General features: G+C 59.7%; 21 protein-coding genes. 11 read left to right on the top strand and 10 right to left on the bottom strand.

What is annotated here, in order from left to right:
* Positions 1–229: 229 nt before the first annotated feature.
* Entirely contained in the window at positions 230–1267 is a 1038-nt protein-coding gene (locus AB4N43_RS02695; protein WP_059182963.1) for an AraC family transcriptional regulator, read from the top strand.
* 25 nt (positions 1268–1292) lie between these two features.
* On the opposite strand, the gene AB4N43_RS02690 is transcribed toward AB4N43_RS02695, so the two are convergent.
* Positions 1293–3728, bottom strand: a complete 2436-nt coding sequence (locus AB4N43_RS02690) for a DUF3141 domain-containing protein (RefSeq protein ID WP_059182962.1) — start codon at positions 3726–3728, stop codon at positions 1293–1295.
* Between the two features lie 255 nt (positions 3729–3983).
* On the opposite strand from AB4N43_RS02690, the gene phaP reads away from it, so the two are divergent.
* Complete coding sequence (gene phaP, locus AB4N43_RS02685; RefSeq protein ID WP_027923184.1) at positions 3984–4553, top strand: TIGR01841 family phasin; 570 nt, start codon at positions 3984–3986, stop codon at positions 4551–4553.
* Between the two features lies 1 nt (position 4554).
* Here the strand turns inward: phaP and phaR are convergent, their stop codons facing one another.
* The 6 genes from phaR to AB4N43_RS02655 all read right to left on the bottom strand — a co-directional run bounded on the left by phaR (position 4555) and on the right by AB4N43_RS02655 (position 12328).
* The gene (phaR, locus tag AB4N43_RS02680; protein WP_460153081.1) at positions 4555–5100 is read right to left on the bottom strand and encodes a polyhydroxyalkanoate synthesis repressor PhaR; all 546 of its coding nucleotides are present in this window, start codon (positions 5098–5100) and stop codon (positions 4555–4557) included.
* Between the two features lie 243 nt (positions 5101–5343).
* Positions 5344–6612 carry an OprD family porin gene (locus tag AB4N43_RS02675; protein ID WP_059182961.1) on the bottom strand — a complete coding sequence of 423 codons (1269 nt, stop codon included), beginning with the start codon at positions 6610–6612 and terminating at the stop codon, positions 5344–5346.
* Between the two features lie 127 nt (positions 6613–6739).
* Positions 6740–8512 (bottom strand): acyl-CoA dehydrogenase C-terminal domain-containing protein, encoded by a 1773-nt coding sequence (locus AB4N43_RS02670; RefSeq protein WP_460153079.1) that lies wholly within the window; start codon positions 8510–8512, stop codon positions 6740–6742.
* Between the two features lie 64 nt (positions 8513–8576).
* The gene (locus AB4N43_RS02665; RefSeq protein ID WP_027923180.1) at positions 8577–10247 is read right to left on the bottom strand and encodes a cation acetate symporter; all 1671 of its coding nucleotides are present in this window, start codon (positions 10245–10247) and stop codon (positions 8577–8579) included.
* Positions 10247–10573 carry a DUF485 domain-containing protein gene (locus AB4N43_RS02660; RefSeq protein ID WP_008146418.1) on the bottom strand — a complete coding sequence of 109 codons (327 nt, stop codon included), beginning with the start codon at positions 10571–10573 and terminating at the stop codon, positions 10247–10249. Before AB4N43_RS02660 ends, AB4N43_RS02665 begins: the two co-directional genes overlap by 1 nt.
* A gap of 132 nt (positions 10574–10705) precedes the next feature.
* Complete coding sequence (locus AB4N43_RS02655) at positions 10706–12328, bottom strand: acyl-CoA synthetase (protein ID WP_027923179.1); 1623 nt, start codon at positions 12326–12328, stop codon at positions 10706–10708.
* Positions 12329–12558: 230 nt separating this feature from the next.
* Here AB4N43_RS02655 and AB4N43_RS02650 point away from each other — a divergent pair, with 230 nt between their 5' ends.
* Together AB4N43_RS02650 and AB4N43_RS02645 are read left to right on the top strand one after the other, a co-directional pair.
* Positions 12559–14835 carry a PAS domain-containing sensor histidine kinase gene (locus AB4N43_RS02650; protein WP_027923178.1) on the top strand — a complete coding sequence of 759 codons (2277 nt, stop codon included), beginning with the start codon at positions 12559–12561 and terminating at the stop codon, positions 14833–14835.
* A gap of 4 nt (positions 14836–14839) precedes the next feature.
* Positions 14840–15475: a response regulator transcription factor gene (locus AB4N43_RS02645; protein ID WP_027923177.1), complete on the top strand. Its 636-nt coding sequence runs from the start codon at positions 14840–14842 to the stop codon at positions 15473–15475.
* 34 nt (positions 15476–15509) lie between these two features.
* Here the strand turns inward: AB4N43_RS02645 and AB4N43_RS02640 are convergent, their stop codons facing one another.
* Complete coding sequence (locus AB4N43_RS02640) at positions 15510–16844, bottom strand: OprD family porin (protein ID WP_027923176.1); 1335 nt, start codon at positions 16842–16844, stop codon at positions 15510–15512.
* Between the two features lie 54 nt (positions 16845–16898).
* On the bottom strand, positions 16899–17552 hold the full coding sequence (locus AB4N43_RS02635; protein ID WP_027923175.1) for a hydrolase: 654 nt from the start codon (positions 17550–17552) through the stop codon (positions 16899–16901).
* A gap of 202 nt (positions 17553–17754) precedes the next feature.
* Here AB4N43_RS02635 and AB4N43_RS02630 point away from each other — a divergent pair, with 202 nt between their 5' ends.
* The 5 genes from AB4N43_RS02630 to AB4N43_RS02610 all read left to right on the top strand — a co-directional run bounded on the left by AB4N43_RS02630 (position 17755) and on the right by AB4N43_RS02610 (position 23516).
* Positions 17755–18834 (top strand): AI-2E family transporter, encoded by a 1080-nt coding sequence (locus tag AB4N43_RS02630; RefSeq protein WP_027923174.1) that lies wholly within the window; start codon positions 17755–17757, stop codon positions 18832–18834.
* A gap of 25 nt (positions 18835–18859) precedes the next feature.
* Entirely contained in the window at positions 18860–20044 is a 1185-nt protein-coding gene (locus AB4N43_RS02625; RefSeq protein WP_027923173.1) for a patatin-like phospholipase family protein, read from the top strand.
* A 229-nt stretch (positions 20045–20273) separates the two neighbouring features.
* Positions 20274–21563: an NAD(P)/FAD-dependent oxidoreductase gene (locus tag AB4N43_RS02620; protein WP_027923172.1), complete on the top strand. Its 1290-nt coding sequence runs from the start codon at positions 20274–20276 to the stop codon at positions 21561–21563.
* Positions 21564–21588: 25 nt separating this feature from the next.
* The gene (locus AB4N43_RS02615; RefSeq protein WP_027923171.1) at positions 21589–22146 is read left to right on the top strand and encodes a helix-turn-helix domain-containing protein; all 558 of its coding nucleotides are present in this window, start codon (positions 21589–21591) and stop codon (positions 22144–22146) included.
* A 23-nt stretch (positions 22147–22169) separates the two neighbouring features.
* On the top strand, positions 22170–23516 hold the full coding sequence (locus AB4N43_RS02610) for a glutamine synthetase family protein (RefSeq protein WP_460154197.1): 1347 nt from the start codon (positions 22170–22172) through the stop codon (positions 23514–23516).
* Positions 23517–23554: 38 nt separating this feature from the next.
* Here AB4N43_RS02610 and AB4N43_RS02605 read toward each other — a convergent pair whose 3' ends face one another.
* Entirely contained in the window at positions 23555–24007 is a 453-nt protein-coding gene (locus tag AB4N43_RS02605) for a chitin-binding protein (protein WP_027923169.1), read from the bottom strand.
* On the opposite strand from AB4N43_RS02605, the gene AB4N43_RS02600 reads away from it, so the two are divergent.
* Both AB4N43_RS02600 and AB4N43_RS02595 read left to right on the top strand, forming a co-directional pair.
* Positions 24006–24575: a DUF72 domain-containing protein gene (locus AB4N43_RS02600; RefSeq protein ID WP_460153074.1), complete on the top strand. Its 570-nt coding sequence runs from the start codon at positions 24006–24008 to the stop codon at positions 24573–24575. The two genes, AB4N43_RS02605 and AB4N43_RS02600, sit on opposite strands and share 2 nt — an antisense overlap.
* Before the next feature lie 158 nt (positions 24576–24733).
* On the top strand, positions 24734–24892 hold the full coding sequence (locus AB4N43_RS02595; protein ID WP_155953718.1) for a hypothetical protein: 159 nt from the start codon (positions 24734–24736) through the stop codon (positions 24890–24892).
* Positions 24893–24962: the final 70 nt, after the last annotated feature.

The following is a 24962-nucleotide window of genomic DNA, read 5'->3' as shown; positions in this document are numbered from 1 at the left end:
GCAAGATGGGAAGATTGTTCGGTATTGGCGGGGTGTGCGGAAGTGTTGGGAGGTGACTGTCTGGTGTCCATAGGTGCCATGCAGGTGTTTTCGGATCACTGGCAGTCAATGACCTTTACCGGTACCGGGATCAATTCTTGGCATTGAACGGTCGGTTACTCTTTGATTCAACGTAGATCAGTCATGGCTCCGGACAGGATGTCCGGTTCCACAGGTCAGTGAGGACCCCATGTACAGAATGAGTTCAGGCTATGCCAACGTGTTGGTCAATACGCTTTCGGCCGAAGGACTGGATGTTGCCAGCCTGTGTCGGGAAGCCGGACTGGACATGCAGATCGCGAACACGCCCGGGGCGCTTTGCGAGCGAAGGGTGATCTATCGGTTGTGGCAACTGGCCGCCCAGGCCAGCGGTGATCCGGACATCGGCTTGAAGGCCTACGGGCACTTTCATCCGGGCAGTTTTCAAATCGTCGGTTACACCATGATGTCGAGCCTCAACCTCAAACGGGCGCTGGAGCGCCTGGTGCGCTTCAGCCCATTGATCGGTAACGGGTTCAGTCTGTTTTTTGTTCCGGAGCAGCAGCATTACCGGCTCGCCTCGCTCGATCATCAACAGTCCGGTTCCATCAAGCCCCGTCAGTATGCCGATGCCGGGTTGGCTTCTTTGCTCGGCTTCTGCCGTTGGCTGGGCGGTGGCAAGTTACCGCAACCCTTGAGCGTCGAGTTCAGTTACCCCGAACCGAAAGACATTTCCGTGCATCAACGGCTTTTTGATTGCGACCTGACTTTTGGTTCGGCCTACGACAGCATTCTGTTTGACGGGCAGGAGCTGCTGCGACCATTGAGTATGGCCAATGAGGCCTTAGCGGTATTGCATGACAGTTTTGCCGAGACGCAATTGGATCTGCTGTTCGGCTTGTCTATTACCGGCAGGATTCGGGCGCTGATTACCGAGCGATTGAGCCATGGACAGGGGCAATGCGACATGGAATCGATCGCTGCCGCCTTGAACATCAGTAAGCGCACGCTGCAACGGGCCCTGGAAAAAGACGGGACGCAATTCAAGGACGTGCAGAACGCTGTGCGCCGGCAATTGGCCGATTTCTACCTGCGCCATTCTCACTTCAACATGAAGCATGTCGCGTACCTCCTTGGTTTTCATGACCACAGCAGCTTCAACAAAGCGTGCAGCCGATGGTTTGGCATGACCCCGGGCCAGTATCGGGCTGACGAGTCGTTCGAGATGGAAGAAGCCGCGCCCGTCTGACGCGCTTCTCGCCAACCACTCAGCGTTATGTCACCGGCGGTTTCTTCGCGCCTTTTTTGCCCTTGGCAGGGGGGCGTACCGGATTCTTGACCTTGGCGACGGGCGTCGGTTGTGGGGGCTCCGCGGCGAGTATCTGCACGATCGGCTCAGGCGTCATGACCGGGACCGGTGCTGCGATGACATCGGCTTCAGCGGCTGGCTGGGTCAGGATGAAACCAGGCAGCGGGACGTCGAGCAGTGCGTGCAGTTCACACCATAACGCGTTATGGGTGCCGCTGATCAACAGTTCCGGCAACAAATTGGCGACGGCCGCCAGCACTTGTTGGCGTTCCTCAACCTCGACAAGCATCAAGGACAGGCTGTTAAGGCTTTCTTGCGGGTGAGTGGCGACCAGCAGTTTTTGCAGGCGCAACGTTTCGCGCAGGTCCAACGGCTGGGCACTGTAGTCCTGGAGCAATACCTGCAATTGCTGGATCAACCGTTCGACGATTTCCTTGCCAGGCTCGTCGCTGTCGCGGTCCAGCAGAAACAGGATCCGTACCAAGGCTTCCATCAGACCGCCCAGGGGTAGCGCGTCCTGAAGACGATCGATCAAGACCTTGTCGTGCTGCTCGGCGTGCGCCTGCAGATCTCGCCCAGGCGCATTGCCGGCGAGGCTATTGAGTACGCCATATACGCCGTAGAAACACATTTCCTGTGCTGCATCACGCAGGTCTCGATAGCCGTTCAAGGCGTCCTGCACCTGGTTGGAAAACAGTTCCTGCCAGACCAGCAACGGGTTGTTCTGGCTGGCGGGGTGACGATCCTTGTTCACCTGAGCGGCACTGCCTGCCAGCCACCACAGCGCCGGGTTCAAACTGCTCCAGGCCACTTGCTGCTGATGGAAAGGGTGGGTCCGGCGCAGCATTTCGGCGCTCGGTTCGTTGATCAGCTGGCGCAACCACGGGCGTATGAATTCGTCGTACACGCCATTGTTGATTGTGGACGCGCGCTGGACCAACGCAAATTCTCGATCGTCATCACGGGGCGGCTGCACCTGGCCATGGATGTCGGCGATCCGTCGGCGTTCGAAACGCACGGCATACGGCGTCGCCGAATTCTCCGGCAGGTCTTCGATCAGCATCTCATACAGCCCGGCCGACAGCGCATTGATCGCATCGACCGCACCGAGCAATTCACGGTGTTCACGCCGCGCCACTTCACCGGACACGAAGATGCCCAGGTGACCGATGCTCGCGTGTCGCAGGTACACGATGGTGCGCCCGGCATTTTGCAACGCGAGATCGCTGGGATAGACGTCGGTGATCCAGTCCAGTGCCTGCTGCGGGGAGGTGATGTTGTCGCCATACGAACAGAACACCACCACCGGCGCTTCGATCAGCTTGAGGTCAAGCCCGGTGCTCTTGCGACCGAGGCCACCAGACAGCCGATTGCCGATGAACAGGTCGTCGACAATCATCTCGATCTCTTCGCCATTGAGCAGGGTCGGGCTGCCCCACCAGCGTTCGAAATCCAGAAAGCGTGCGGCCTCGCTGTCGACTTCACTGAACAGGTGGTAGTACTTGCCCCAATACGTATTGGCCGGGTCCAGGCTTTCGAAGTTGCTGACCAGCCAGGTACCGTCGAAACGGCCATTACCGAGGTCGCTACCGAGGCGTGCCATCCAGCCACCGCCTAGCAAACCACCGGTGTAGCGCATCGGATTGCAGCCATTGACACCGGCCCAATACGATAACGGCGCACCATTGACGATGATCAACCCCGGCAGCTCCGGTCGGGTAGCCGCCAGCCCCATCAATGCCCAACCGGCCTGGCAATTGCCAATCAGCACGGGGTTGGCGCTGTCGGGATGGCGGGCGCTGACGACCTCGATGAACTTCGCTTGGGCGTCTGTGATATCGGCAAGGGTTTGCCCTGGGCGAGGCGAGTGACTGAAGGAGATGAAATAGGTGGGGTGGCCGGCTCTCAGGCTCTCGCCGATGACCGAATCCTGTTTGAAACCGCCGATGCCCGAGCCGTGACCGCCGCGAGGGTCAATGATGATCACGGGCTGTTTCTTACTGTCGATCGGTTGCCCCGGGCCGCCGAGGATTTGCAACAACGAATAGTTGACCGGGCGGGGCAGGGCTTCCCCGGCGACCAGCGTTTCATGATTGAACTTGAGCAGCAGCGGATACCCGGCGCGTTCGTGGGCCAGGGTGTTGTCGCCGCGCTGACGCAAGGTATCCCAGAACAACACGCTGCGTTGGCCAAGGTCCGTGAAGTATTCCTGCCAGTCAGCAGGCGTTGGCTGCCGGAGTTGCCCAAGGCTTAAAGGCGCGAAGGTTTTTGCCTGGCGCTTCTGTACGGCGTCGAGGACGTTGCGGGTATTAAGGCGTTGCAGATGATTGAGGTGTTCGAACAAGCCAGCGCGTTCGGAGAATTTTTCATCTTGCAGCGCAATATTTAATTCCTGACCCATCGTAATCTCCTGACGCGGTGCATGGGGACCGGCCCGTCTGAACCCTTTGGTTAAAGAGCGCTAGCCTGGCCGTTCGATGAGCAGGAGTCTACAGCGTATAATGAGGGCTTTAGCAAAGTATATTTTGCACTGCACAAAAATAGGCGTTGCCAAATGGTTTTGTGCACTGCAATATCAAGGCTAGCGCGATGACTGGCCGGATCGCTATCGCGTCCTCAGGCCCATCAGGGCCTTCCAGTACCAGGAGATTCAAGCATGTCTTTTTTCAATACGGAAAAACTGCAAACCGCTCAGAAAGCCAACCTCGATCTTTTGCAGCAAATCAGCGGCAAAGTCTTCGCCAGCGTTGAACAGCTCAGCCAGTTGCAGTTCAAGGCACTGCGCGACTCCACCGAAGAGCACTTCGAAGGCGTTCGCAAGCTGCTGGCCGTCCGTGATCCACAAGGTTTCGCCGATCTGCAGGCTTCTTTCACCCAGCCGAGCGCGCAGGCCGAACGTCTGGCCGAGTTCAATCGTCAGGTTCAAGCACTGATCGTCGGTACTCAGTCGGACATCGCCAAATTGACTTCGAGTCAGGTCGAAGCGGGCACCCAACAGGTGCAAGAGTTCGTTGAAACCATCGGCAAGAATGCACCGGCCGGCTCCGAACCCGTTGTGGCAGCGTTCAAGTCGAGCCTGGCGAATGCCGGTACCGTGTTCGAAAGCGCACAGAAAGCCGTAAAACAGGCTGCCGATGTGGCTCAGAGCAATTTCGACGCAGCGACTGCCGCGGCCACCAAAGCGGCCCCGGAAGCAAGCGCCAAGGCTACCAGCGGTAACAAGTAAGTCACGTCAAGCAAGCGGCACCAATGGCGATGGGTTTATTCCCCATCGCCATTTTTTTCGGCCCGTTATCGGTGCCGGGCTTACCGCCGAACATGCCAAACAGGTTCTGGGTATTGAGGTACAACGCCTTGGACTGGTCGACATACTGGCGCATCAGGTCCTGCATCACCGGGGCCTGTTGATGCATGAAGTCGCTCCAGGCTTCGGACGACTGCGCGCCGGTCTGCGACTGAACGTCGATTACGGTCTGAATGCTCTTGTCCAGGTAACTGCCGAGTACACCCTGGTAAGGGCCGTAGAACTGGATAATCCCCATCAGCATTTCGGTAGTGAAGATCGGCTCACCGCCGCTTTCAGCTTCCAGAATCACTTGCAGCAGGATGCTGCGCGTCAAGTCCTCGCCGCTCTTGGCATCGACCACCTGAAAGGCAATTTTGTCGACCACCAATTGCCGTATGTCCGCCAGTGTTAAATGACTGCTGGTGTGGGTGTCATACAGTCGGCGATTGGGGTACTTCTTGATCAGGCGGGGGGAGGTATCAGTCATGCGGGGCGTCTCGCGGCGGGCCTGGTTTGTAGGCATCTTAACCTACATTGGTGGTCTTCAGGCCGCCATCGCGGGCAAGCCCGCTCCCACAGTATTCTCTGTTGTTCACAAATTCTGCATTCAAAGAAGAACCCTGTGGGAGCGGGCTTGCCCGCGATGAGGCCCTCCAGCACATCGAAGATTCCCAAGTCGTAAAAGGGGAGCCCGCCGGTAGCGTGCCCCCCTCAGAGAAATTGAATCGGCTTACCAGATCGGCAAGGTGTAGCTGACGATCAGGCGGTTTTCATCCAGATCGTTGCCAAAGTTGGTCGAGCGAACTGTCGCATTACGCCATTTCACGCCGACATTCTTCAGCGGCCCGCTCTGCACGACATAACCGATGTCGGTATCACGTTCCCATTCCTTGCCTTCCGGGCGGTTGCCACCCAGATCGATATTATCGCCGGTGAGGTAGCGGGTCATGAAGGTCAGGCCCGGAACGCCGATGGCTGCAAAGTTGTAGTCGTAGCGCGCCTGCCAGGACTTTTCGTCCTTGCTGGCGAAGTCGCCGATTTGCACGAAGTTCACCAGGAAGGCGTCGGTGCCGTTGATGTAGGCGTAGCCAGTGTCGCCGCTCATGCCTTGATAGCCCAGGCCCAACGCATGCCCGCCAAGGTTGTAGGTGAACATCGCGCCAATGGCATTGTTATCGACATTACTGCCACCATCGTCCGTGGAGCGGGCGAAGCGCAGATCCGTCTTCAGCGACTGGCCGGTTGTGACCGGCAACACGTAGGTCAGGTTGACCAGGTGCTGGCTGTAGAAGTTGTCGAGGTGACCGTAGCTGTAGCCGGTGGCGAGGTTGCTGGTCCATTTGTAGTTCAGGCTGGCGAAATCGAAGCTGTCGCTATCGACATGACGTGTGGTGATGCCCTTGGCGCCAGTGCGGGTGATGCCCATGTCCTCGTAGTTCGAGGAGTCGCGCTGATTGACCTGCGTCAGTCGCCCGGCATCCACGGTCAAGCCTTCGAGTTCCAGCGAGGTCAACTGACCGCCCTTGAAGGTTTGTGGCAACAGCCGTGAATCGTTGGCCAGTACCGTCGGCAGTTTCGGCAGCAACGTACCGAGTTTCAGCGTACTTTTTGAGGCGCGCACTTTGGCGGTCAGCCCCAGTTCGCCATACTCGTCCTGCGCACCTTGGCTCGTGTCGCGGTGGCGTTTTAGCAGGCCGGAGCCTGCCCGATCAGGGCTGGAATCGAGCTTGACGCCGACCAGTCCGATCGCATCGAATCCCACGCCAATCAACCCTTCGGTGAATCCCGATTCATAGCGCAGCAGGAAACCCTGTGCCCATTCCTCTTGTTTGGATTGCGCAGCGTTGTCCTGGCGATAGTCACGGTTGAAATAGAAGTTGCGCAGCTCAAGGCTGGCCTTGCTGTCTTTGACAAAGTCAGCAGCGGCGGGGGCCGAGAGGCTGATGACGCCGCCGGATAGCAACAGTCGGGTAGCGAGGATGCGGGTGTTGCGGTCCATGGTGAAGCCCCTTTATTTTTATTATGGAAAGACAGGTCCCGCGGCCCTCGCCAGGTGGGCGAGGGCTTATCAATAAAAAACGCGAACGCCAAAAGAGAGGAGCGTGGCGCCGCGTGCGGTTCAATCGTTAGAACTGTTCGGCGCAAAGGCCAAACAAGGAGGCACTGCCCGCGCGAATGGATTGCTCCAGACTCAAAATGCGTGGCAGCAGGCGATGGATATAGAAGTCGGCGGTGGCGATTTTCGCGCCATAAAACCCTTCGTCTTCGGGCAGCTTTTGCTTGGCAACCTGTGCCATGCGCGCCCAAAGCCAGGCGTAGGCGACGTAACCGAACAGGTGCAAATACTCCACCGAAGCGGCGCCGACTTCGTTGCGGTTGGTCGCGGCCTGATCCTGTAGCCAGTCGCTCAGGTCTTCCAGACGCTGCACGGCATCGAGCAGTTGAGCGCAGTAGGGCGCATCAGGCTGATCGGCGAAATGACGAATCTCACTGGTGAACTGGCGCAGCGCGAAGCCTTTGTCGGCGAGCACTTTGCGTCCGAGCAGGTCCAGGGCCTGAATGCCGTTGGTGCCTTCGTAGATCTGCGCGATGCGCACGTCACGGACCAATTGTTCCTGGCCCCATTCGCGGATGTAGCCATGGCCGCCGAACACTTGCTGGCCGTTGATGCAGCTTTCGAGGCCGGTGTCGGTGAAGAACGCCTTGGCCACCGGGGTGAGTAGCGCAACCAGGGTTTGCGCGCTGTCGCGTTCCTTGGCGTCATCGGAAAACTTCGCCAGGTCCAGTTGCTGCCCGACATAGCTGGCAAACGCACGGCCACCTTCAGTCATGGCTTTCATGCTCAGCAGCATGCGGCGCACGTCGGGGTGAACGATGATCGGGTCGGCCACTTTGTCCGCAGCAATGGCACCCGTCGGCGCGCGGCTCTGCACACGTTCGCGTGCATAGGTGACAGCGCTCTGATAGGACGCTTCCGCGCAGCCAATGCCTTGAATGCCGATGGACAAGCGCTCGTAGTTCATCATGGTGAACATCGCCGCCAGGCCTTTGTTGGCTTCACCGACCAGCCATCCGCTGGCGCCGTCGAAGTTCATCACGCAGGTGGCCGAAGCCTTGATACCCATCTTGTGTTCGATCGAACCGCAACTTACGGCGTTGGCATCGCCGAGGGAACCGTCGGCATTGACCAGCACTTTGGGCACGACGAACAGCGAGATGCCTTTCGGCCCCGCCGGTGCGTCCGGCAATTTGGCCAGCACCAGGTGGACAATGTTTTCGGTCAGGTCCTGATCGCCACCGGTGATAAAGATCTTGCTGCCGGTGATGCTAAAGCTGCCGTCGGCCTGAGGTTCGGCGCGGGTGCGGATGATCCCCAGATCGGTGCCGGCGTGGGCTTCGGTCAGGCACATGGAACCGGCCCAGCGGCCTTCGTACATCGGCGGCAGGTAGAGCTTTTTCAAGGTGTCGCTGGCGTGGGCATCCAGCGCCAGGCAGGCACCGGAACTCAACGCTGAATAGAGTGCAAAGCTTGAGTTGGCGCCATAGAGCATTTCTTCGAATTGCACGGCGAGCATCTTCGGCATGCCCATGCCGCCGAAATCGGCGCTACCGGAAAGACCCACCCAGCCGCCTTCGATGTAGGTGGCATAAGCCTGTTTGAAACCGATTGGCGTGCTGACCTGGCCATCGACCCACAGGGCGCCTTCCTCGTCGCCGCTGCGATTCAATGGCGCAATCAGGTGCGAGGTGACTTTGGCCGCCTCCTCAAGAATCGCGTCAGCGGTGGCGGCGTCGACGCTGTCGGCCAGGGCTGGCAGGCGTGCCCACAGGGCCGGGGCGTCGAATACTTCATGCAAGACAAAGCGCATGTCGCGCAGCGGGGCGTTGAATTCGGGCATAGCGTGAACCTCAAAAGGTTGTGCGATGGGCACGGCGCCGCTAGAGCAGGCCGTGCCCTTTCTATCAATGAGCGGAAGCGCTGGCGGCACCGAGGCCGGTCTGGGCGCGAACGAATTGGTCGGCGTAAGCGTCACGTTCCTTGTCGGCGCGCACGCTGCGGTCGAGTTTCGACACCACGACGATCACGAAGAACGCCAGCGGCATGGAGAACAGCGCCGGGTGGTCGTACGGGAAGATCGCGTGAGCATGGCCGAGCACGGTGACCCAGACGGCTGGCGACAGGATCACCAACACCAGCGCACAGATCAGGCCGGCGAAACCGCCGGTGATTGCGCCTTTGGTGGTCAGGCCTTTCCAGTACATGGCCATGATCAGCACCGGGAAGTTGGTCGACGCAGCGATGCCGAAGGTCAGGCCCACCAGGAACGCGACGTTCATCTTCTCGAACAGAATGCCCAGCAGAATTGCGATGATGCCCAGGCCGACAGTGGCCATGCGGGTCACGCGCATTTCCTGTTTCTGGCTGGCTTTGCCTTTCTTGAACACCGTGGCATAGAGATCGTGGGATATCGCCGAAGCACCGGCCAGGGCCAGACCTGAGACCACCGCCAGAATAGTGGCGAAGGCCACGGCCGAGAGGAAACCGAAGAACAGGTTGCCGCCCACGGCTTTGGCCAGGTGCATGGCGACCATGTTGCCGCCGCCAATCAAGGCGCCGCCGACTTCACCATTGACGTAGTACTGCGGGTCAGTGCCGATGATGACCATCGCGGCAAAACCCAGGGTGCAGACAACAAGGAAGAAGAAGCCGATGAAACCGGTGGCGTAGAACACCGACTTACGCGCTTCCTTGGCGTTAGGCACGGTGAAGAAACGCATCAGGATGTGCGGCAGACCGGCAATCCCGAACACCAGGCCCAGTGACATCGACGCGGTGTTGATCGGGTCGGCGAGCATCGAGCCAGGGCCCATGATGTTCCAGCCGCTGGCGTGGGCTTCGACGGCTTTGGTGGCCAGGGTTTCGTAGCTGAAGCCGAATTGCGACATGGCCATGAACGCCAGGGTCGTGCCGCCGGCAAGCAGCAACACTGCCTTGATGATCTGCACCCAGGTGGTGGCGATCATGCCGCCGAAAATCACGTACACCAGCATCAACGCGCCGACGATCACCACGGCAACCGGGTAGTCGAGGCCGAACAGCAATTTGATTAACTGACCGGCACCGACCATCTGCACAATCAGGTAGCAGCACACCACCGTCAACGAACCAAACGCGGCGAAGATCCGCACTTTGTTCTGGTCCAGTCGATAGGACACGATGTCGGCAAAGGTGTAGCGCCCCAGATTGCGCAAGCGCTCGGCCATCAGGAAGGTGATGATCGGCCAGCCGACGAAGAAACCGATGGTATAGATGAAGCCGTCGTAGCCCTTGGCGAACACCAGGCTGGACAGCCCCAGCAGCGTGGCGGCGGACATGTAGTCGCCGGCAATCGCCAGACCGTTCTGGAACCCGGTAATGCCACCGCCTGCGGTGTAGAAGTCAGAGGTGGATTTGGTTTGTCGCGCGGCCCACCAGGTGATGGCCAGCGTGCCCAGCACGAAGACGAAGAACATGCCGATCGCATGCAGGTTGAGGGGTTGTTTTTCCACCGCACCCAGCGCGGGTGCAGCCAGCACGACGGAGGCCGGCAATAGCCCGGCAGCGGCAAGGAGAAGTTTACGCAGAAGAGTCATTACTTGCTCTCCTCGAGAATGGCGGCACCCAGTGCATCGAAACGCGTGTTGGCGCTGTAGACGTACCAACCGGTCAGTAGCCAGGAAAAAATGATGATCGCCGCGCCAACCGGCATGCCCAGGGTCAACATCCGATGCTCGGCGAGCGGTGCATGCAGCCACTGCGGGGCAAACGCCACCACCAGCATGAACGCGTAGTAAGTGCCCAGCACCGCAGCACTCAGCGACCAGGCCAGGCGCGAACGGCTGCTCACCAATTGAAGGAATTTCGGATTGGACCGAATGCGTTCGCAGCGTTGGGTATCGGTTGAATGGATGTCGATCATGGGTGGCTCCACCTTGTTATTGTTATCGATGCTTTTGGCATTTAAGGGCAGGGCAGCGCCGAATCCGGCCCGCACGAGCCCGAAGCGGCCGGTAAATACACCGGCCGCTTGACGGGTACAACGTCGATTCGGTTAGAGCGCCTTGGCCCTGTCGCGCAGCACGTACTTCTGGATCTTGCCGGTTGAAGTCTTCGGCAGCAGGGTGAAAACCACCGTGCGCGGCACTTTGAAACCGGCCAGATGCTCGCGGCAGAAACTGATGATGTCGGCCTCGCGAACGTCCTGGTGATCAGCCTTCAACGTGATAAAGGCGCAGGGCGTTTCGCCCCACTTCTCATCGGGACGGGCGACAACGGCCGCTTCCATGACGGCTGGATGGCGATAAAGCACACCTTCCAGTTCGATGGTGGAAATGTTCTCGCCGCCGGAAATGATGATGTCCTTGAGTCGGTCCTTGATCTCGACATACCCGTTCGGATGACACACCGCCAGGTCGCCGGTGTGGAACCAGCCGCCTTCGAACGCTTCGGCCGTGGCGGTCGGGTTCTTCAGGTAACCCTTCATCACGGTGTTGCCGCGCATGAAGATCTCACCGATGGTCTGACCATCTCGCGGGGTCGGCTCCAGCGTCTTCGAATCGCCGACCATCACGCCTTCGAGCGTCGGATAACGCACGCCCTGACGGGATTTGATTTGCGCCCGTTCGTCCAGCGGCAACTCATCCCATTCGGCATGCCAGGCGCAGAGCGTCACCGGACCATAGGTTTCGGTCAGGCCATACACATGGGTGACCTTGATGCCCATTTCTTCCACGGCACCGATTACTTTGGCCGGTGGCGCGGCACCGGCGACCATCGCGTTGACCGGGTGATCAATCGCGGCTTTAGCCGACTCCGGCATGTTGACCAAGGCGTTGAGCACGATCGGCGCAGCGCACAGATGGGTGACCTGATGCTCGCGGATCAGCGTGAGGATTTTCTGTGGATCAACACGGCGCAGGAACACATGCACACCGGCCATGGCGGTAATAATCCACGGGTAGCACCAACCGTTGCAATGGAACATCGGCAGGGTCCAGAGGTACACAGGATGGTTGCCCATGGCCCAGGTCATCTGGTTGCCCAACGAGTTCAGATAAGCACCGCGATGGTGGTAAACCACGCCTTTGGGGTTACCGGTGGTGCCTGAGGTGTAGTTCAGCGAGATGGCTTGCCATTCGTTCGCTGGCCACTGCCAGGCAAAGGCTGGATCGCCTTCGGCCAACAGCGCTTCATAATCCAGATCGCTGACCGCCTTGCCTTCGCCGTATTCCGGATCATTGACGTCGATGACCAGCGGCGGGTGATCCAGCATCCCAATCGCCGCGTGAATCACATCATGGAACTCGCGGTCGGTAATCAGCACCTTGGCTTCGCCATGCTGCAGCATGAAGGCGATGGCTTCGGCATCCAGACGCACGTTGAGCGGGTTGAGCACCGCGCCAATCATCGGCACGCCGAAGTGCACTTCAAGCATCTCGGGAATGTTGGGCAGCATCACCGCCACCGTGTCGTTCTTGCCGATGCCGCGACCAGCCAATGCCGAGGCCAGGCGGCGGCAGCGGGTGTAGGTCTGCGCCCAGGTGCGGCGGATAGAGCCATGGATGACGGCGGGGTAGTCCGGATAAACGCTGGCGGTGCGCTCGATGAAGCTGAGCGGAGACAAGGCAATATGGTTGACAGCCGCAGGGCCTAGCCCTTGTTCATAGATCGACATGTGCGGGTACTCGGTGGCTGATTGTTAGCTCTATAGATGACCTTGCAGCGTCGCCGCTGAGGGCATCTTTTATGTCCGATCTGCTTTATATAACATTCAGCTACAGATATGGAAGTACAACCTACGTCATATAGGATATGTACTATATTTGATTCCGGCCGTTCTAAATCAATACAGTCTTACCGCCAAGGGCGGTATATCCTTGGCTTCCCCAACGAAGCGGACCTGTGATGACCCTGACTCCCGTTCGATTGCACAGCTGGTTGCGCCTGCAGCGCGAGGGTGTGTCTCTGGCCGCCCGGGCTGATGCGTTGTGCCGTGCCTTGCAGGAATGTCCCGAGGTGCGCCGCGCGGTTTATTTGAGTTGGCAACCCAATGCCCGGATTTACAGCCATGAGGGTGCTGCCCAGCACTTTCCACCGGGGCTGGGCGACCCTTCGCTGGCCAGCGATCAGTTGTTGTTTGATCGGCTGGTCGAAGCGGGGCGACTCGATCTGGCGCAAGTGCGGCAACTCGATTGCTGGTTGTCCGGTCGATTGCGTCGGGCCGCAATCAGCCATGGCCAGGTGTTTGATCTGGCCTTGCAATCGGGACTGCCGGGGTTGTTGCTGGTGGAGGTGTGCGACGGCGTGAGCCTTGGTTGGCTGGGTTGGGTCCAGGATTTGCTGACGACCTTGCTGAGTAGCGTCAACGGTATGCTGCGCGGCTCGCCGCTGTTGGGTCACGATCCGCAACCGAGTCTGTTGCTCGACGCGCAGGGCCGGCCGCTGGAGTTCAACGGAGCGCTGCTGGCACTGCTCGCCGAAAAACCGCTGACTGATGTGCTGGGCTTTTTGCCGGTCAATCACCGCGTGCTGGTGCGCGCCTGCCTGGACCAGAAGCGTGCCATCGAAGGGGTTGAGGCGCAGTTCGAAACACAGATTCTGATCTGGACGTTTATCCCCGATCCTCAGGACAACCGCGTGCTCGCCCGTTGCCGCGACGCCACCCTCCAGGTGTTGGCCGAACGTGAAGCGGCCACGGCACGCCGGCTGTACCGGTTGATCATCGAAAACACCACCGACCTGATTTCCCGGCACACTCCAGACGGGCGCTTTCTGGATGCTTCGCCCGCGTCCTGGACCTTGCTCGGCTACTGGCCGGAAGAGTTGCGCGGGCAAATGGCCCAAGGCCTGTTCCATGGTCAGGACCTGGCCAGCCTGGTGCAGCGCGCACGGGATGCCCTGGAGCAGGACGGTTATCACACGATGACCTATCGCATTCGCCATCGAGACGGGCATTACCTGTGGTTCGAAACCGCGAGCCGGGCGATTCGTGAAACCTACACCGGTGCGGTGGTCGAAGTGGTCAGCGTGTCTCGGGACATTACGGCGCGGGTGCAGGCGGAAGAGAACAAGCGACGCCTGGCCGAAGTCGTCGAGGCCAACATCGACCCGGTGTTGTTCATCGCCCCTGAAGGGCAAGTGACCTACCTTAACCCGGCGGCGCGCCGCATCCTCGGAATCGAGGAGCAACAGGCGATGCCAGCGCTTGCCGAACTGTTCGCGAGCGCGGACCTGATACGTCTGCAGCGTGATGGCTGGAGCAGCGCCGAACGTGATGGAGTCTGGAGCACCGATGCACGCTTGCAACCCCTCGGTGGCGGCATGTCAGTGCCAGTGTCGCTGGTGCTGTTGGCGCACCGATCTGCAGGCGGTGAGCGCTACTACTCGTTGGTGGCGCGGGACATGACCGAACGCGAATTGCGTGAGGTGCAACAGCGCCGTCATCAAGACGAACTGGCGCACACCGCGCGTTTGGTAACGCTGGGTGAACTGGCCTCGGGCATTGCCCACGAAATCAACCAGCCATTGGCCGCGGTGGTCAATTATGCGAATGCCAGCCAGCGCTATTTACAGACTCTGGATTCCAATCCTCAGGCCGCAGAACGAGTGGCACAGGGGCTGCAGCGCATAACCCAGCATGCCACCCATGCCTCGCAAGTGATCAGCCGTCTACGGGCGTTTCTGCGCAAGGGCCAACGCCGCATGCAAGCCCTGAATTTCACCGACGTCGCCCGCGAGGCCGTGCGTTTGTGTGCTTGGGAGGCGAGCAATTGCCAAGTGACAATCGAGGATTGTCTGCCGGATAATCTGCCGCCCGTTTATGCCGACCGGGTGTTGCTGGAGCAGGTGCTGCTCAATCTGTTGCGCAATGCCATTGACGCCAACCGCGAACAACATCCGGGGCAACCGTCACTGATTGTGATGGCCGCGGGGCAGGGTGCTAGTGCAACCGTGGAAATCAGTGTGCAAGACCAGGGACCGGGTGTCAGCGAGCCGGAGCTGGAGCAGATATTTACCCCGTTCTATACCAGCAAGGCTGATGGCCTGGGGCTTGGTTTGTCCATGAGCCGCAGCATCATCGAAGGTTTCGGTGGCGAATTACAGGCCCTGCGCCAACCGGTCGGGCTGCTGATGTGCTGCCGTCTGCCGCTGGCCGGCCCAACAAAACAACAACAGGAATAACGTAATGGCAGGTGTGACGGAGCACGTGGTGTATGTGGTCGACGATGACCAGGGCATGCTTGATTCAACGGTCTGGTTATTGGAATCGGTCGGGCTCAAGGCCTTGCCGTTTACCAGTGGTGTGGCGTTTCTCAATGCTTGTGATGCCACGCTCGATGCCTGCGTGCTGCTCGATGTTCGCATGCCCGGCATGGGCGGGCTGAACGTGCAGGAGGAAATGCGCGCGCGTGAACTGAATCTGCCGATCATCTTTGTCAGCGGGCACGCCGATGTGCCGATCGTGGTTCGCGCTTTCAAGGCCGGCGCCCATGACTTCATCGAGAAACCCTACAACGAGCAGTTGCTGCTGGACAGCGTGCAACAGGCGCTCAGCAACTGCGCGGCCAACCGCTCCGGCAGCCAGGGGCACGATGCGTTGCAGGCGCGGTTGCTGACGCTGACCCCACGTGAGCGCGATGTCTTGCTGCCGCTGGTACAGGGTTACACCACCCGGGAAATAGCGGAGCAACTGGGCGTCAGCGCAAAAACCGTCGACCTGTACCGCTCGCGTGTGATGAAACGCATGCAAGCCACTACCTTGCCGGACCTGGTGGGCATGGCGATCGCGGCGCAGATGGTCGACCCGCTGAAACTGCGTTGAAGTTTCGCGTTTCGTACTTCCGCCAACTTCCCGATCAAAAAGGCCCGAAGTTCAACGGGTACTGGATCACCACATACACCCGGTCGATGTCATCGCCTGCCTGCGCCGCGTTGGCACGGTGCGACACATGGGACAGTTGCAGTGACAAATCCTTGGCCGCTCCTGATTGCACGATGTAACGCAAATCGATGTCGCGCTCCCAATGCCGTCCGCCGTCGCCTTGTTGCGGTACGAAGGTGCCGGTCGCCTCATCGAAGGGGTTGTAGGCGCCACCCTGGGGCGCATGGGTTCCGTCGATCTGCGTGCCTTTGACGTAACGCGTCATGAAGGCCAGGCCGGGGACGCCGAAGGTGCTCAGGTCGAGGTCGTAGCGCACTTGCCAGGATTGTTCGTGGGCGCCGTTGAAGTCGGCGTACTTGATCGAGTTGGCCAGGTAGATGGAGTCGCCACCGACGAAATCGAAGGGGGTGTCACCGTTGACTTTCTGATAGGCCAGGGTGAAGCCGTGGGCATTGACCGTGTATTTGCCGGACAGGCTGAACGCAGTGTTGTCGATGGCGCCGGCCAATGCCTCACCCGTGTCCCGCGTATGGTAGAGATTGGCGTCGACGAAGACACCGGGCTGCTTGAGGTGAAGATTGCCGTAGTACTGGTGCCAGGTGTCGGTCAGCGTTGACGCATAGAGCGCGCCGCCGACTGGGCTTTGGGTGAACAGGTCGGCGCCGACAAACGAAATGCCGCCAGCATCGGTGTTGGCCCCGTAACCGGAAAAATTGCCCTTGCTCGATGAACTGTCCTGATTCTTGAACGCCGTGAAGTGACCGGCCTGCACATTCATGCCATCGATTTCGCGGCTGTTGAGCAGGAAACCGGTGGCGTATTCCGGTTGCAGGCGTTTGTCGGCGGTATCGAACACCGGTGTTTCAACCATCATTTCGCCGTACGCCACGGTGGTTTTAGACGCCTTGATTTTCAGCGCGCCGCCAGCGCTGGAATAGTTGTTCTCACTGCGGCCGTCACTGTCCACCGGCAGCAATCCGGTGCCGGAACGACCCTTGCCACTGTCGAGCTTCACGCCCAAAAAGGCGTGGCTATCGAGGCCAAATCCGAGGAGGCCGGGGGTAAATCCAGACTCGAAAGCGCCAATGAAGCCTTGCGCCCATTCCGCCTTGTAGCTTTTGCCGGACGCTGAAGGGGACCGGTAATCACTGTTGAGGTAGAAGTTGCGGCTGAGCACATTCAGCGTCGCACCGTCGAGGAACCCTTGCCCGGTTTGCATCGCTTCATCCGCGTGCGCCGTTGCGGTCGTGCTGGCGACTATCACCGATAACCAGAAAGGCAGACCGGATTTGCGCTTGGAAAACGTCATCGATCAATCACCACCGGGCAGCGACTCCGCGATTACGGAGTCGCTGGTTGTTGCTTAATGGGCTTCCGAGGCACCGAACATGCTCTTGGCATAGATCAGGCCCAGACCGTAGGCACCGCCGTTGGCGATCGAGGTTTTGACGGTTTCGTCATAGGTTTCGCTGCGCGCCCAGTCACGCTGCAGTTCCAGCAGGTATTGCAGGGACGTCATCGGGCGAGCGCCGATCTGGATCATGCGCTGCATAGCCATTTCGTGGGCTTCGGTGGTGACGTCGCCACAGGCGTCGGCGATTACGTACACCTCGAAACCCTGGTCGATGGCCGACAGCGCCGGGCCGACAATACACACCGAGGTCCAGAGACCGGCCAAGACGATTTTCTGCTTGCCGAACTTGTTGACTTCAACGGCGATGCGCTCGTCTTCCCAGGTGTTCATGCTGGTGCGGTCGATCACGTTGTGATCCGGGAACACCGATTTGATTTCATCAAAAATCGGCCCGGAAAAGCTCTTCTCGGCCACAGTGGTAAGGAGGGTCGAGACCTTGAACCCACGAGCCGCCTTGGCCACGAGCGCGGCGTTGTTGCGCAAGGTCACGGCGTCGATTGACTTGGTCGCAAAGGACATCTGCGATTGGTGGTCAATCATGATCAGGGTGTGGTCGGAGGGGGTCAGCAGGGTTTTGCCGGGAACTGCTTTCGCAATGGCCATGATGAGGTCCTTACGGGGTGAGTGAGGGGGCCATGGTTGCGTGGTTTGAGCAGCGGATATTGAGTCCATGTGCTGTTTTTGCGGTTTTTTTCGCAGCGCAGCGATACAGAGCACATTGTGGATGTCGCACGGTGAAATCAGCGTCTATGCTGCCCTAACCGTTCCCCAACTGTTCTTTGCAGCTATCAGCAAGGAGGCATCCATGGTGCCCTTACCACTGTCCGAGAAATCGCTGACCCGCAGCATGCTCGATGTCCTGATTCGTGCCGGGTTGATTGTCGTTTTGGTACTGTTCTGTTTCGAGATTTTCCGTCCGTTTCGCGACCTGATGCTGTGGTCGGTCATCCTCGCAATCACCCTCTATCCGTTGCAACTGCGACTCATGGGCTCGATGGGGCGTAGCGAGGGGCGTGCTGCAACCGTAATTGTGGTGATTTCCATCGCGATTCTGGTGGTGCCGGTCTATCTGTTGGGGACCTCGATTGCGGAGTCGGTGGCCAAGGTCGTCGACCTGGTGAAGGAGGGCAGTTTCCATATCCCGCCGCCACCGGATACGGTCGCAACCTGGCCGCTGGTGGGTAAATCGATCTCGGCGATATGGCTGCAGGCCTCAACCGATCTGCCCGACCTGATGGTGAAATACCTGCCGCAAATAAAAGGCGTCACGCTGGGCGTGTTGGCCAAAATCGCGGGCGTCGGGGCAGGTTTGCTGATGTTCATTGTTGCCTTGATCATCGCCGGTATTTTCATGGCCCATGGCGAAGCCGGCGGCCGTTGTGCGGTGGATATCGCGTCACGCATCAGCGGTCCGGACAAGGGGGCGCAGATCGCCGAGCTCTGCACGGCGACCATCCGTGCCGTTGCGCTCGGTGTGGTCGGTATCGCGTTTATCCAGATGATGCTGGTGGGGATCGGCTTTGTGCTCAAAGGCATCCCCGGTGCCGGTCTGCTGGCCATCGGCGTATTGCTGCTGGGCATCATGCAGTTGCCGGCCACGCTGATTACGCTACCAGTGATCGCCTATGTCATGGCCACCGAAGGGCCCAACACGAGGACCATTATCTTCTCGGTCTTTGTGTTCGTTGCGGGCCTGGTGGACAACGTCCTCAAACCACTGTTGCTGGGGCGCGGTGTGGATGTGCCGATGCCGGTCGTGTTGATTGGCGCGTTGGGCGGCATGGTCACCAGCGGCATCCTCGGGCTGTTCATCGGGCCGGTGGTGCTGGCGGTGGGTTACCAATTATTCTGGCAGTGGGTTAAGGATCGACCGGAGGGTGTCTGACGTCCTCAGGTCATGAGGAGGTGTGTTGAAACCATTCCAGCCCGGACCCGGTGCGTCAACGTGGAACATGTTGCGCCAGGCGTGCCTGCAACGCCGGGATGCCGTGCCGCCGACCTTGACGGAACTGGCGGTCGTCCCCGGCATTCCCGAGGCGCGTTACTGGCTGGACCGGGACCTCGCGCCGCTGATTCGGGATGTGCACCAGTCCAACCTGCGTGAGGCCGAAGCGCTGGCCAGGGCAGGGGAGCCGAATGACACCTTGCCACTGGCCAACATGCTGGCGATTTCCGGTGGTGGTGATGCCGGCACCTTTGCGGCGGGGATTATCGCGGGATGGACGTTGCATGGTTCGCGTCCACCTTTCAAAGTCGTCACGGGCATCAGCGCCGGGGCCCTGGTGGCCCCGTTCGCGTACCTGGGGCCTCAGTACGACGACATCATCCTGCGCATTTGCAGTGCCATCGGCCCCAAAGACGTCTTCCATTCACGCAGTGTGCTGACCCGGCTTGCCAGCGACGGCATTGCGGACAGCAAGCCATTGGCGCGGCTCGTCGCGCAGTGCATTTCTGCGGACATACTGGCGGCGATTGCCGCGCAATACGCCAACGGACGCTTGCTGATGATCGGCACCACCGACCTCGATGCGGGGCGGCCCGTGACCTGGAACATGGGCGCCATTGCTGCCAGCGGCGCACCAGGAGCGCTCGACTTGTTCCGGCGGATCCTGATCGCGTCGATGAGTATTCCCGGCGCCGTTTCTCCAGTCATGATCGACGTGGAAGTGAACGGCCAACCGTTTCAGGAGATGCACGTCGACGGCGGCGTCATTACACAGGTCTTCCTTTATCCGCCAGGCACCGTCATGGCACTGAACAGCGTGACCGGCGCGCGTTTGCGCCGTGATCGGCATTTTTATGTGATTCGTAACGGCAAGATGGAACCGCAGTGGTCGGGGACCAAACGCCGCACGTTGAGCATTGGTGGTCGCGCCATCAGCGCATTGATTCAGATGCAAGGTATCAGCGACCTGGAGCGGATCTACCGAATCGCCCAGCAGGACGGGGCGGATTTCAATCTGGCGTACATCGGGGCGGATTTTCTTCACCTGCGCAATCGCCAGTTCGATGGCGAGTACATGAAGCGGTTGTTTGATTACGCCTTTGAGCAGAGTGCGAAGGGGTATCCGTGGCATAAGTCGCCCAATGCCTGAGACACGTCGGGATTTTGGGTGGTCTGGGCTGGCCTCATCGCGAGCAAGCTCGCTCCCGCAGGTGATCTTGGTCGCGCACAAAATCTGCGTCAGATGGAGATCTACTGTGGGAGCGAGCTTGCTCGCGATGGCGTCAGCCCAGGCATAGAAAAATTACGCTGGTTGCCCATATGAAATTAATCCTGTAGTTTTTCATGAAATTATAAAAACATAATTTCATGAGGCTTGTATGTTCCAGCAGTCCACGCAGCATGTCGCCAGCTACTACGCCCACAGCTGCGCGGATCGCCTGACCACTCGGCCCGCACTCGCCGGTGAACACGACACCGACATCCTGATCATCGGCGCCGGTTTCAGTGGCCTGCACACCGCGTTGCGCCTGGCGCTGGCCGGCAAACGCGTGACACTGCTGGAAGCCAGTCGCGTGGCGTGGGCCGCCTCGGGTCGAAACGGTGGACAGGCCATCCTCGGCTGGTCGTGTGACATGCCACCGCTGGAAGCCGCGCTGGGTTATGAGCGTGCACGGCGGTTGTGGGACGGCATGCGCTGGGCGGCGCAGGAACTGCGTGAATTGCCAGCTCGCCACGGCTTCGATTGTGATTATCGCGCCGGCCATGTGTGGACCTCCGTGTTGCCACGACGTATCGGCCTGCTGACCGAGTGGCAGCGCGAGGCCAGTCACAAGTGGGGGCACCACGGTTTGCAGCTCATCAGCCGTGAACAGTTGCCGGAATGGATCGCCAGCGAGCGCTATCAGGCAGGGTTGTACGACCCAGAGGGCGCTCATTTGAACCCTCTGAAACTGGCCATCGGCCTGGCCGCCGCCATCGAACGCGCGGGTGGCCGTATCCATGAGCAAAGCAAAGCGTTGAGTTATCGCGAGGAGGGTGGCCGCTTCGTGGTGAACACTGAGCGCGGGGCGATTCGCGCCGACGTTCTGGTGCTGGCCTGCAACGCCTATCTCGATCGGCTCGACCCACAACTGGCCAGTTGCGTATTGCCTGTCGGGACGTATCAAGTGGCGACCGCGCCCCTGACGCCGGAGCAAGCCACTGCGCTGCTGCCGAGTAATGTCTGCGTCACCGACAACCAGTTTGTCCTCGACTATTTCCGTCGCACACCCGACAACCGCCTGCTGTTCGGCGGCGGCTGCACCTATCTGGGCGGCATGCCCAAGGACATCGCCGGTGCCACACGACCGTTCCTGGAACGGGTGTTCCCGCAGCTCAAAGGTGTGGAACTGGAGTTCGCCTGGGGCGGGCACATCGACCTGACGCTTAAACGAACGCCCGACGTTGGCCGCTCCGGTGATCGCTATTGGATGCAAGGTTATTCCGGGCATGGTGTGCTGCCGACACTGGCCGCGGCCCGTGCGGTGTCCGACGCCATTCTGGGCCAGGACGATGAATTGTCCTTGTATCAGGGCCTGGACAACGGCAGCTTTCCCGGCGGCAAATACCTCGCCGCGCCACTGGAAGCCATCGGCAAAGCCTGGTATCGACTGCGCGACAGTATCTGATGAGTCATCTAACGGAATTCCAGGCATGAACAAGCAAGAAGAAATCGCTGCGCTGGCGATCCTGATTCACGATTTGCGCAAGCACAAGAAATACACCTTGAAGGAACTGGCCGACAAAATCGGCCGCTCCGTCGGCTTTCTTTCGCAGGTCGAACGCGGCCTGTCACGGCCCACCGTGGCCGACTTGACGGCGATCAGCGAAACCCTGGGCGTACCGACCACGTACTTCTACAGCCTGCCAAAACCCAAGGAGTTGCCATGGGTCACACGGCCCGATGAACGCCGCACGCTGTACTACGCCAACGGCATTACCGACATTCTGGTTTCGCCAAAAATGCGCGCGTCATTTTCCATGCTCGAAAGTCATCTGGAAGCGGGTGCCAGCAGCGGCGACCGGCACATGAGTGACAGCTCGGAGCAGGGCGGCTATGTGCTCGAAGGCGAGTTGACGCTGTGGCTGGGCGACGACGAAGAACCTGTGACTTTGGTGGCTGGCGACAGTTTCCAGTTCGACAGCCATACCCGTTGCCGCTACGGCAACCTCACCGGACAACTCACGCGAGTGCTCTGGGTTTACACCTGATAACAAGACAAGGACCCACAATGATGGATGCTACCTGCTCTGACCTGCTGGCCGAGGTGCGTGCTTTTCGCCAACGCTACCCTGACGTGCGTTATGTCGACCTGATTTCCCTCGATATCCCCGGGCATTTCTACGGCAAGCGCTACCCGGTGGACATGCTGGAAAAGGTCGCGGCCGGCAGTGCGCTGAAACTGCCGCAGAACTGCGTGCTGCTGGGCGTGCAAGGCGGGTTGTTCAAGATTGGCGACTACTGCTTCAACGATGGCGACCCGGACGCCGTGCGTCGGCTGGTACCGGGCACGCTCAAGCCAGTGACCTGGGAAGCGCAACCGCTGGGGCAAATGCTGATCACCTCGGACGGCACCGCAAAACCCATCGTGTTCGAACCGCGCCAAGTGCTGGCGCAGGTCCTGGACAGGCTTGCCGGCAAAGGCATTCATCCGGTGGTGGCGTTCGAGCTGGAGTTCTACCTGTTCGATAAAAAGCTGCGCGACGGGCTGCCGCAATTTCCCCGCGATGAGCTGACGGACGATGCCGACGATCAACCCAACATGCACATCGAACGACTGTCGCGCTTTGCGCCGGTACTTGATGACATGGTCGAAGCCTCGCGGGCCCAGGGCATCGACAGCACGGTGATCACGGCTGAACTCGGACCGGGTCAGTTCGAAATCAACTTCGGCCACCTGGACGATGGCTTGCGTGCCGCCGACTGGGCAGCGCTGTTCTGTCGCAGCAGCCGTGGCGTGGCGCTCAAGCACGGTTACCGTGCGAGTTTCATGGCCAAGCCTTACTTGCAGCATCCGGGCAGCGGCATGCATGTGCATGTCAGCCTTTACGATACGGCCGGGAATAACATTCTGGCGGCCAACCAGCAGCAATCGTTACGTCACGCAGTGGCGGGTTGCCTCCAATTGCTGCCGCATTGCATGCCGGTTTTCGCCCCGAACCAGAACGCTTATCGACGCCTGGGCGGCACGACCAACATCGCCACCCAAGCGAGCTGGGGGTTTGAAGACCGCGATGCGTGCCTGCGCATTCCGGAATCGGACTCGAAGAACTTGCGCGTCGAACATCGCCTGGCCGGTGCCGATGCCAACCCCTATTTGGTATTGGCGGCGATTCTGGTCGGATTGGAACATGGGCTGGAGTCCGGCAAGGAACCGATTCTGCCGCTGAACGAAGACCGCAACAGTGGCGTCGACTTTCCTAAGGAAATGCTCGAAGCCGTGCGCGCAATGCAGCATCAGCCGCAATTGCGTGAAGGGCTGGGAGCGGAGTTTGTGGACGTTTATTGCGAGAACAAACGTCAGGATCACCTGGCGTTCATGCAGGAAATCAGTGCGCGGGAATATCGCTGGTATCTATAAAGCGAGGTCGCGGGCAATCGCCATGATTGCCCGCGAACCTAGCGCACGGGCCGGCGATGGCCCAGACGATTAATCGCGAGCAGGCAACCGCCAATCAACAGTGCGGCGCCGATGACCAGCAGCGGCGAAGGTCGGATGGGCCTGACGGGCGCCAACGGGGAGGTGTTTAGAATGTCGTCAGTCATTTCGGTGGGCAGGTATCTGGGGGCGTCGTATGCCATCTCGTTCAGTTTCAGGCGCGTGCCATCGGCGAGGACCAATGTCAGGTTTTCAATAGTGCCGGCGACACGCCCGGGATACACCGGTTCGCCCGTCGGATCGAGTTGGTCATACAGAAACTGCTGCCCTTCAACCCAGCCGACCGCCGTCTGCAACTCGGGTCCGAGGTAATACTTTCCATCGAGAAAGAAGCCGGGGAAATGCGGCGTGCGTTCGAGGCACTCGACGTTATAGCGCTCGCCCGCCCTCATGCCGGTTGCTGGGTCGATCATGGTGAATTCCTCCGTCTGCTGGTCCTGCAATAGAGAGCGAGCTGAATCTTTAGGTTCCATTGGGCTGATCGAGTTTATCTCGCAGTGTTCAGGGTTAAATGATCGATTGGACTGCCTGCTCGTGCAGTTGCCGCCCTCATTGGCATTTGATCATTCAGTAGCTGACAGCTTTTTCATTGAACTCAGACAGCAGTATGCCGGTCACGTAGTGCTCGAACCCCGGCACGAATCCTGGCTCGATGCCGAGCGGCTGTTGATCCATCACCGTATTACCCGGGCCACGGTTGATCCATCACGCATCAGCCATGACGCGCTGCCGGGGGGGCTGGCCGGGATTGAAGTATTGGCGACTGCAAGGATCGCCCCGAACTTACTTCAGCCCCTACGAACTGCCCACGCGGCAAAGCCTGGCAATCACTCTTCAAACAGCCACCACCGACAGCGAAGCGACGTGGTGCATGTTCGACAACACTGCCAGTGGTGCTGCATTGGGCAGCGCGCTAACGCTCTCGGCATTGCTCCGCTGAGGGGGGCAGGGCCGTTCGTCGGCCGCGATGAACACCTTTGAGCGCTCGCGGCTCTCTACTTTTTATTGGGTGGAGACCGACTATGTCTTGTTTGATCTGTGAAAATCCTTTTGCACGAACACTCTGCGCAGGCGTTGGGCAGGAATTTCATTGCCCTGAATGCGGCCAGGGACGTATTTCCCAAGAACTGCTAAGCCTGATGATGTTGTTGAATCTGCAACTGGATATTGGACGCAGCCGCCAATGGCTTAAAGAACGTCGCCAGACCGACCCGCTGCCGATCATGCGCGTGTCCGACATCTTGCTGTGCTGCGCCGCCAAGGACGCAACCGGTCCGGCCACCGGCGCCGAGGGCTAGCCACTCGTCTGTTCGAACGCACGCTGCAACTCGGTCCACTTCCAATTTGTACGGCCCGGAGAATCCGGAC

The sequence above is a fragment of the Pseudomonas sp. S2_B07 genome (assembly GCF_054668435.1).
This window is presented reverse-complemented; position numbering and strand designations above follow the sequence as displayed.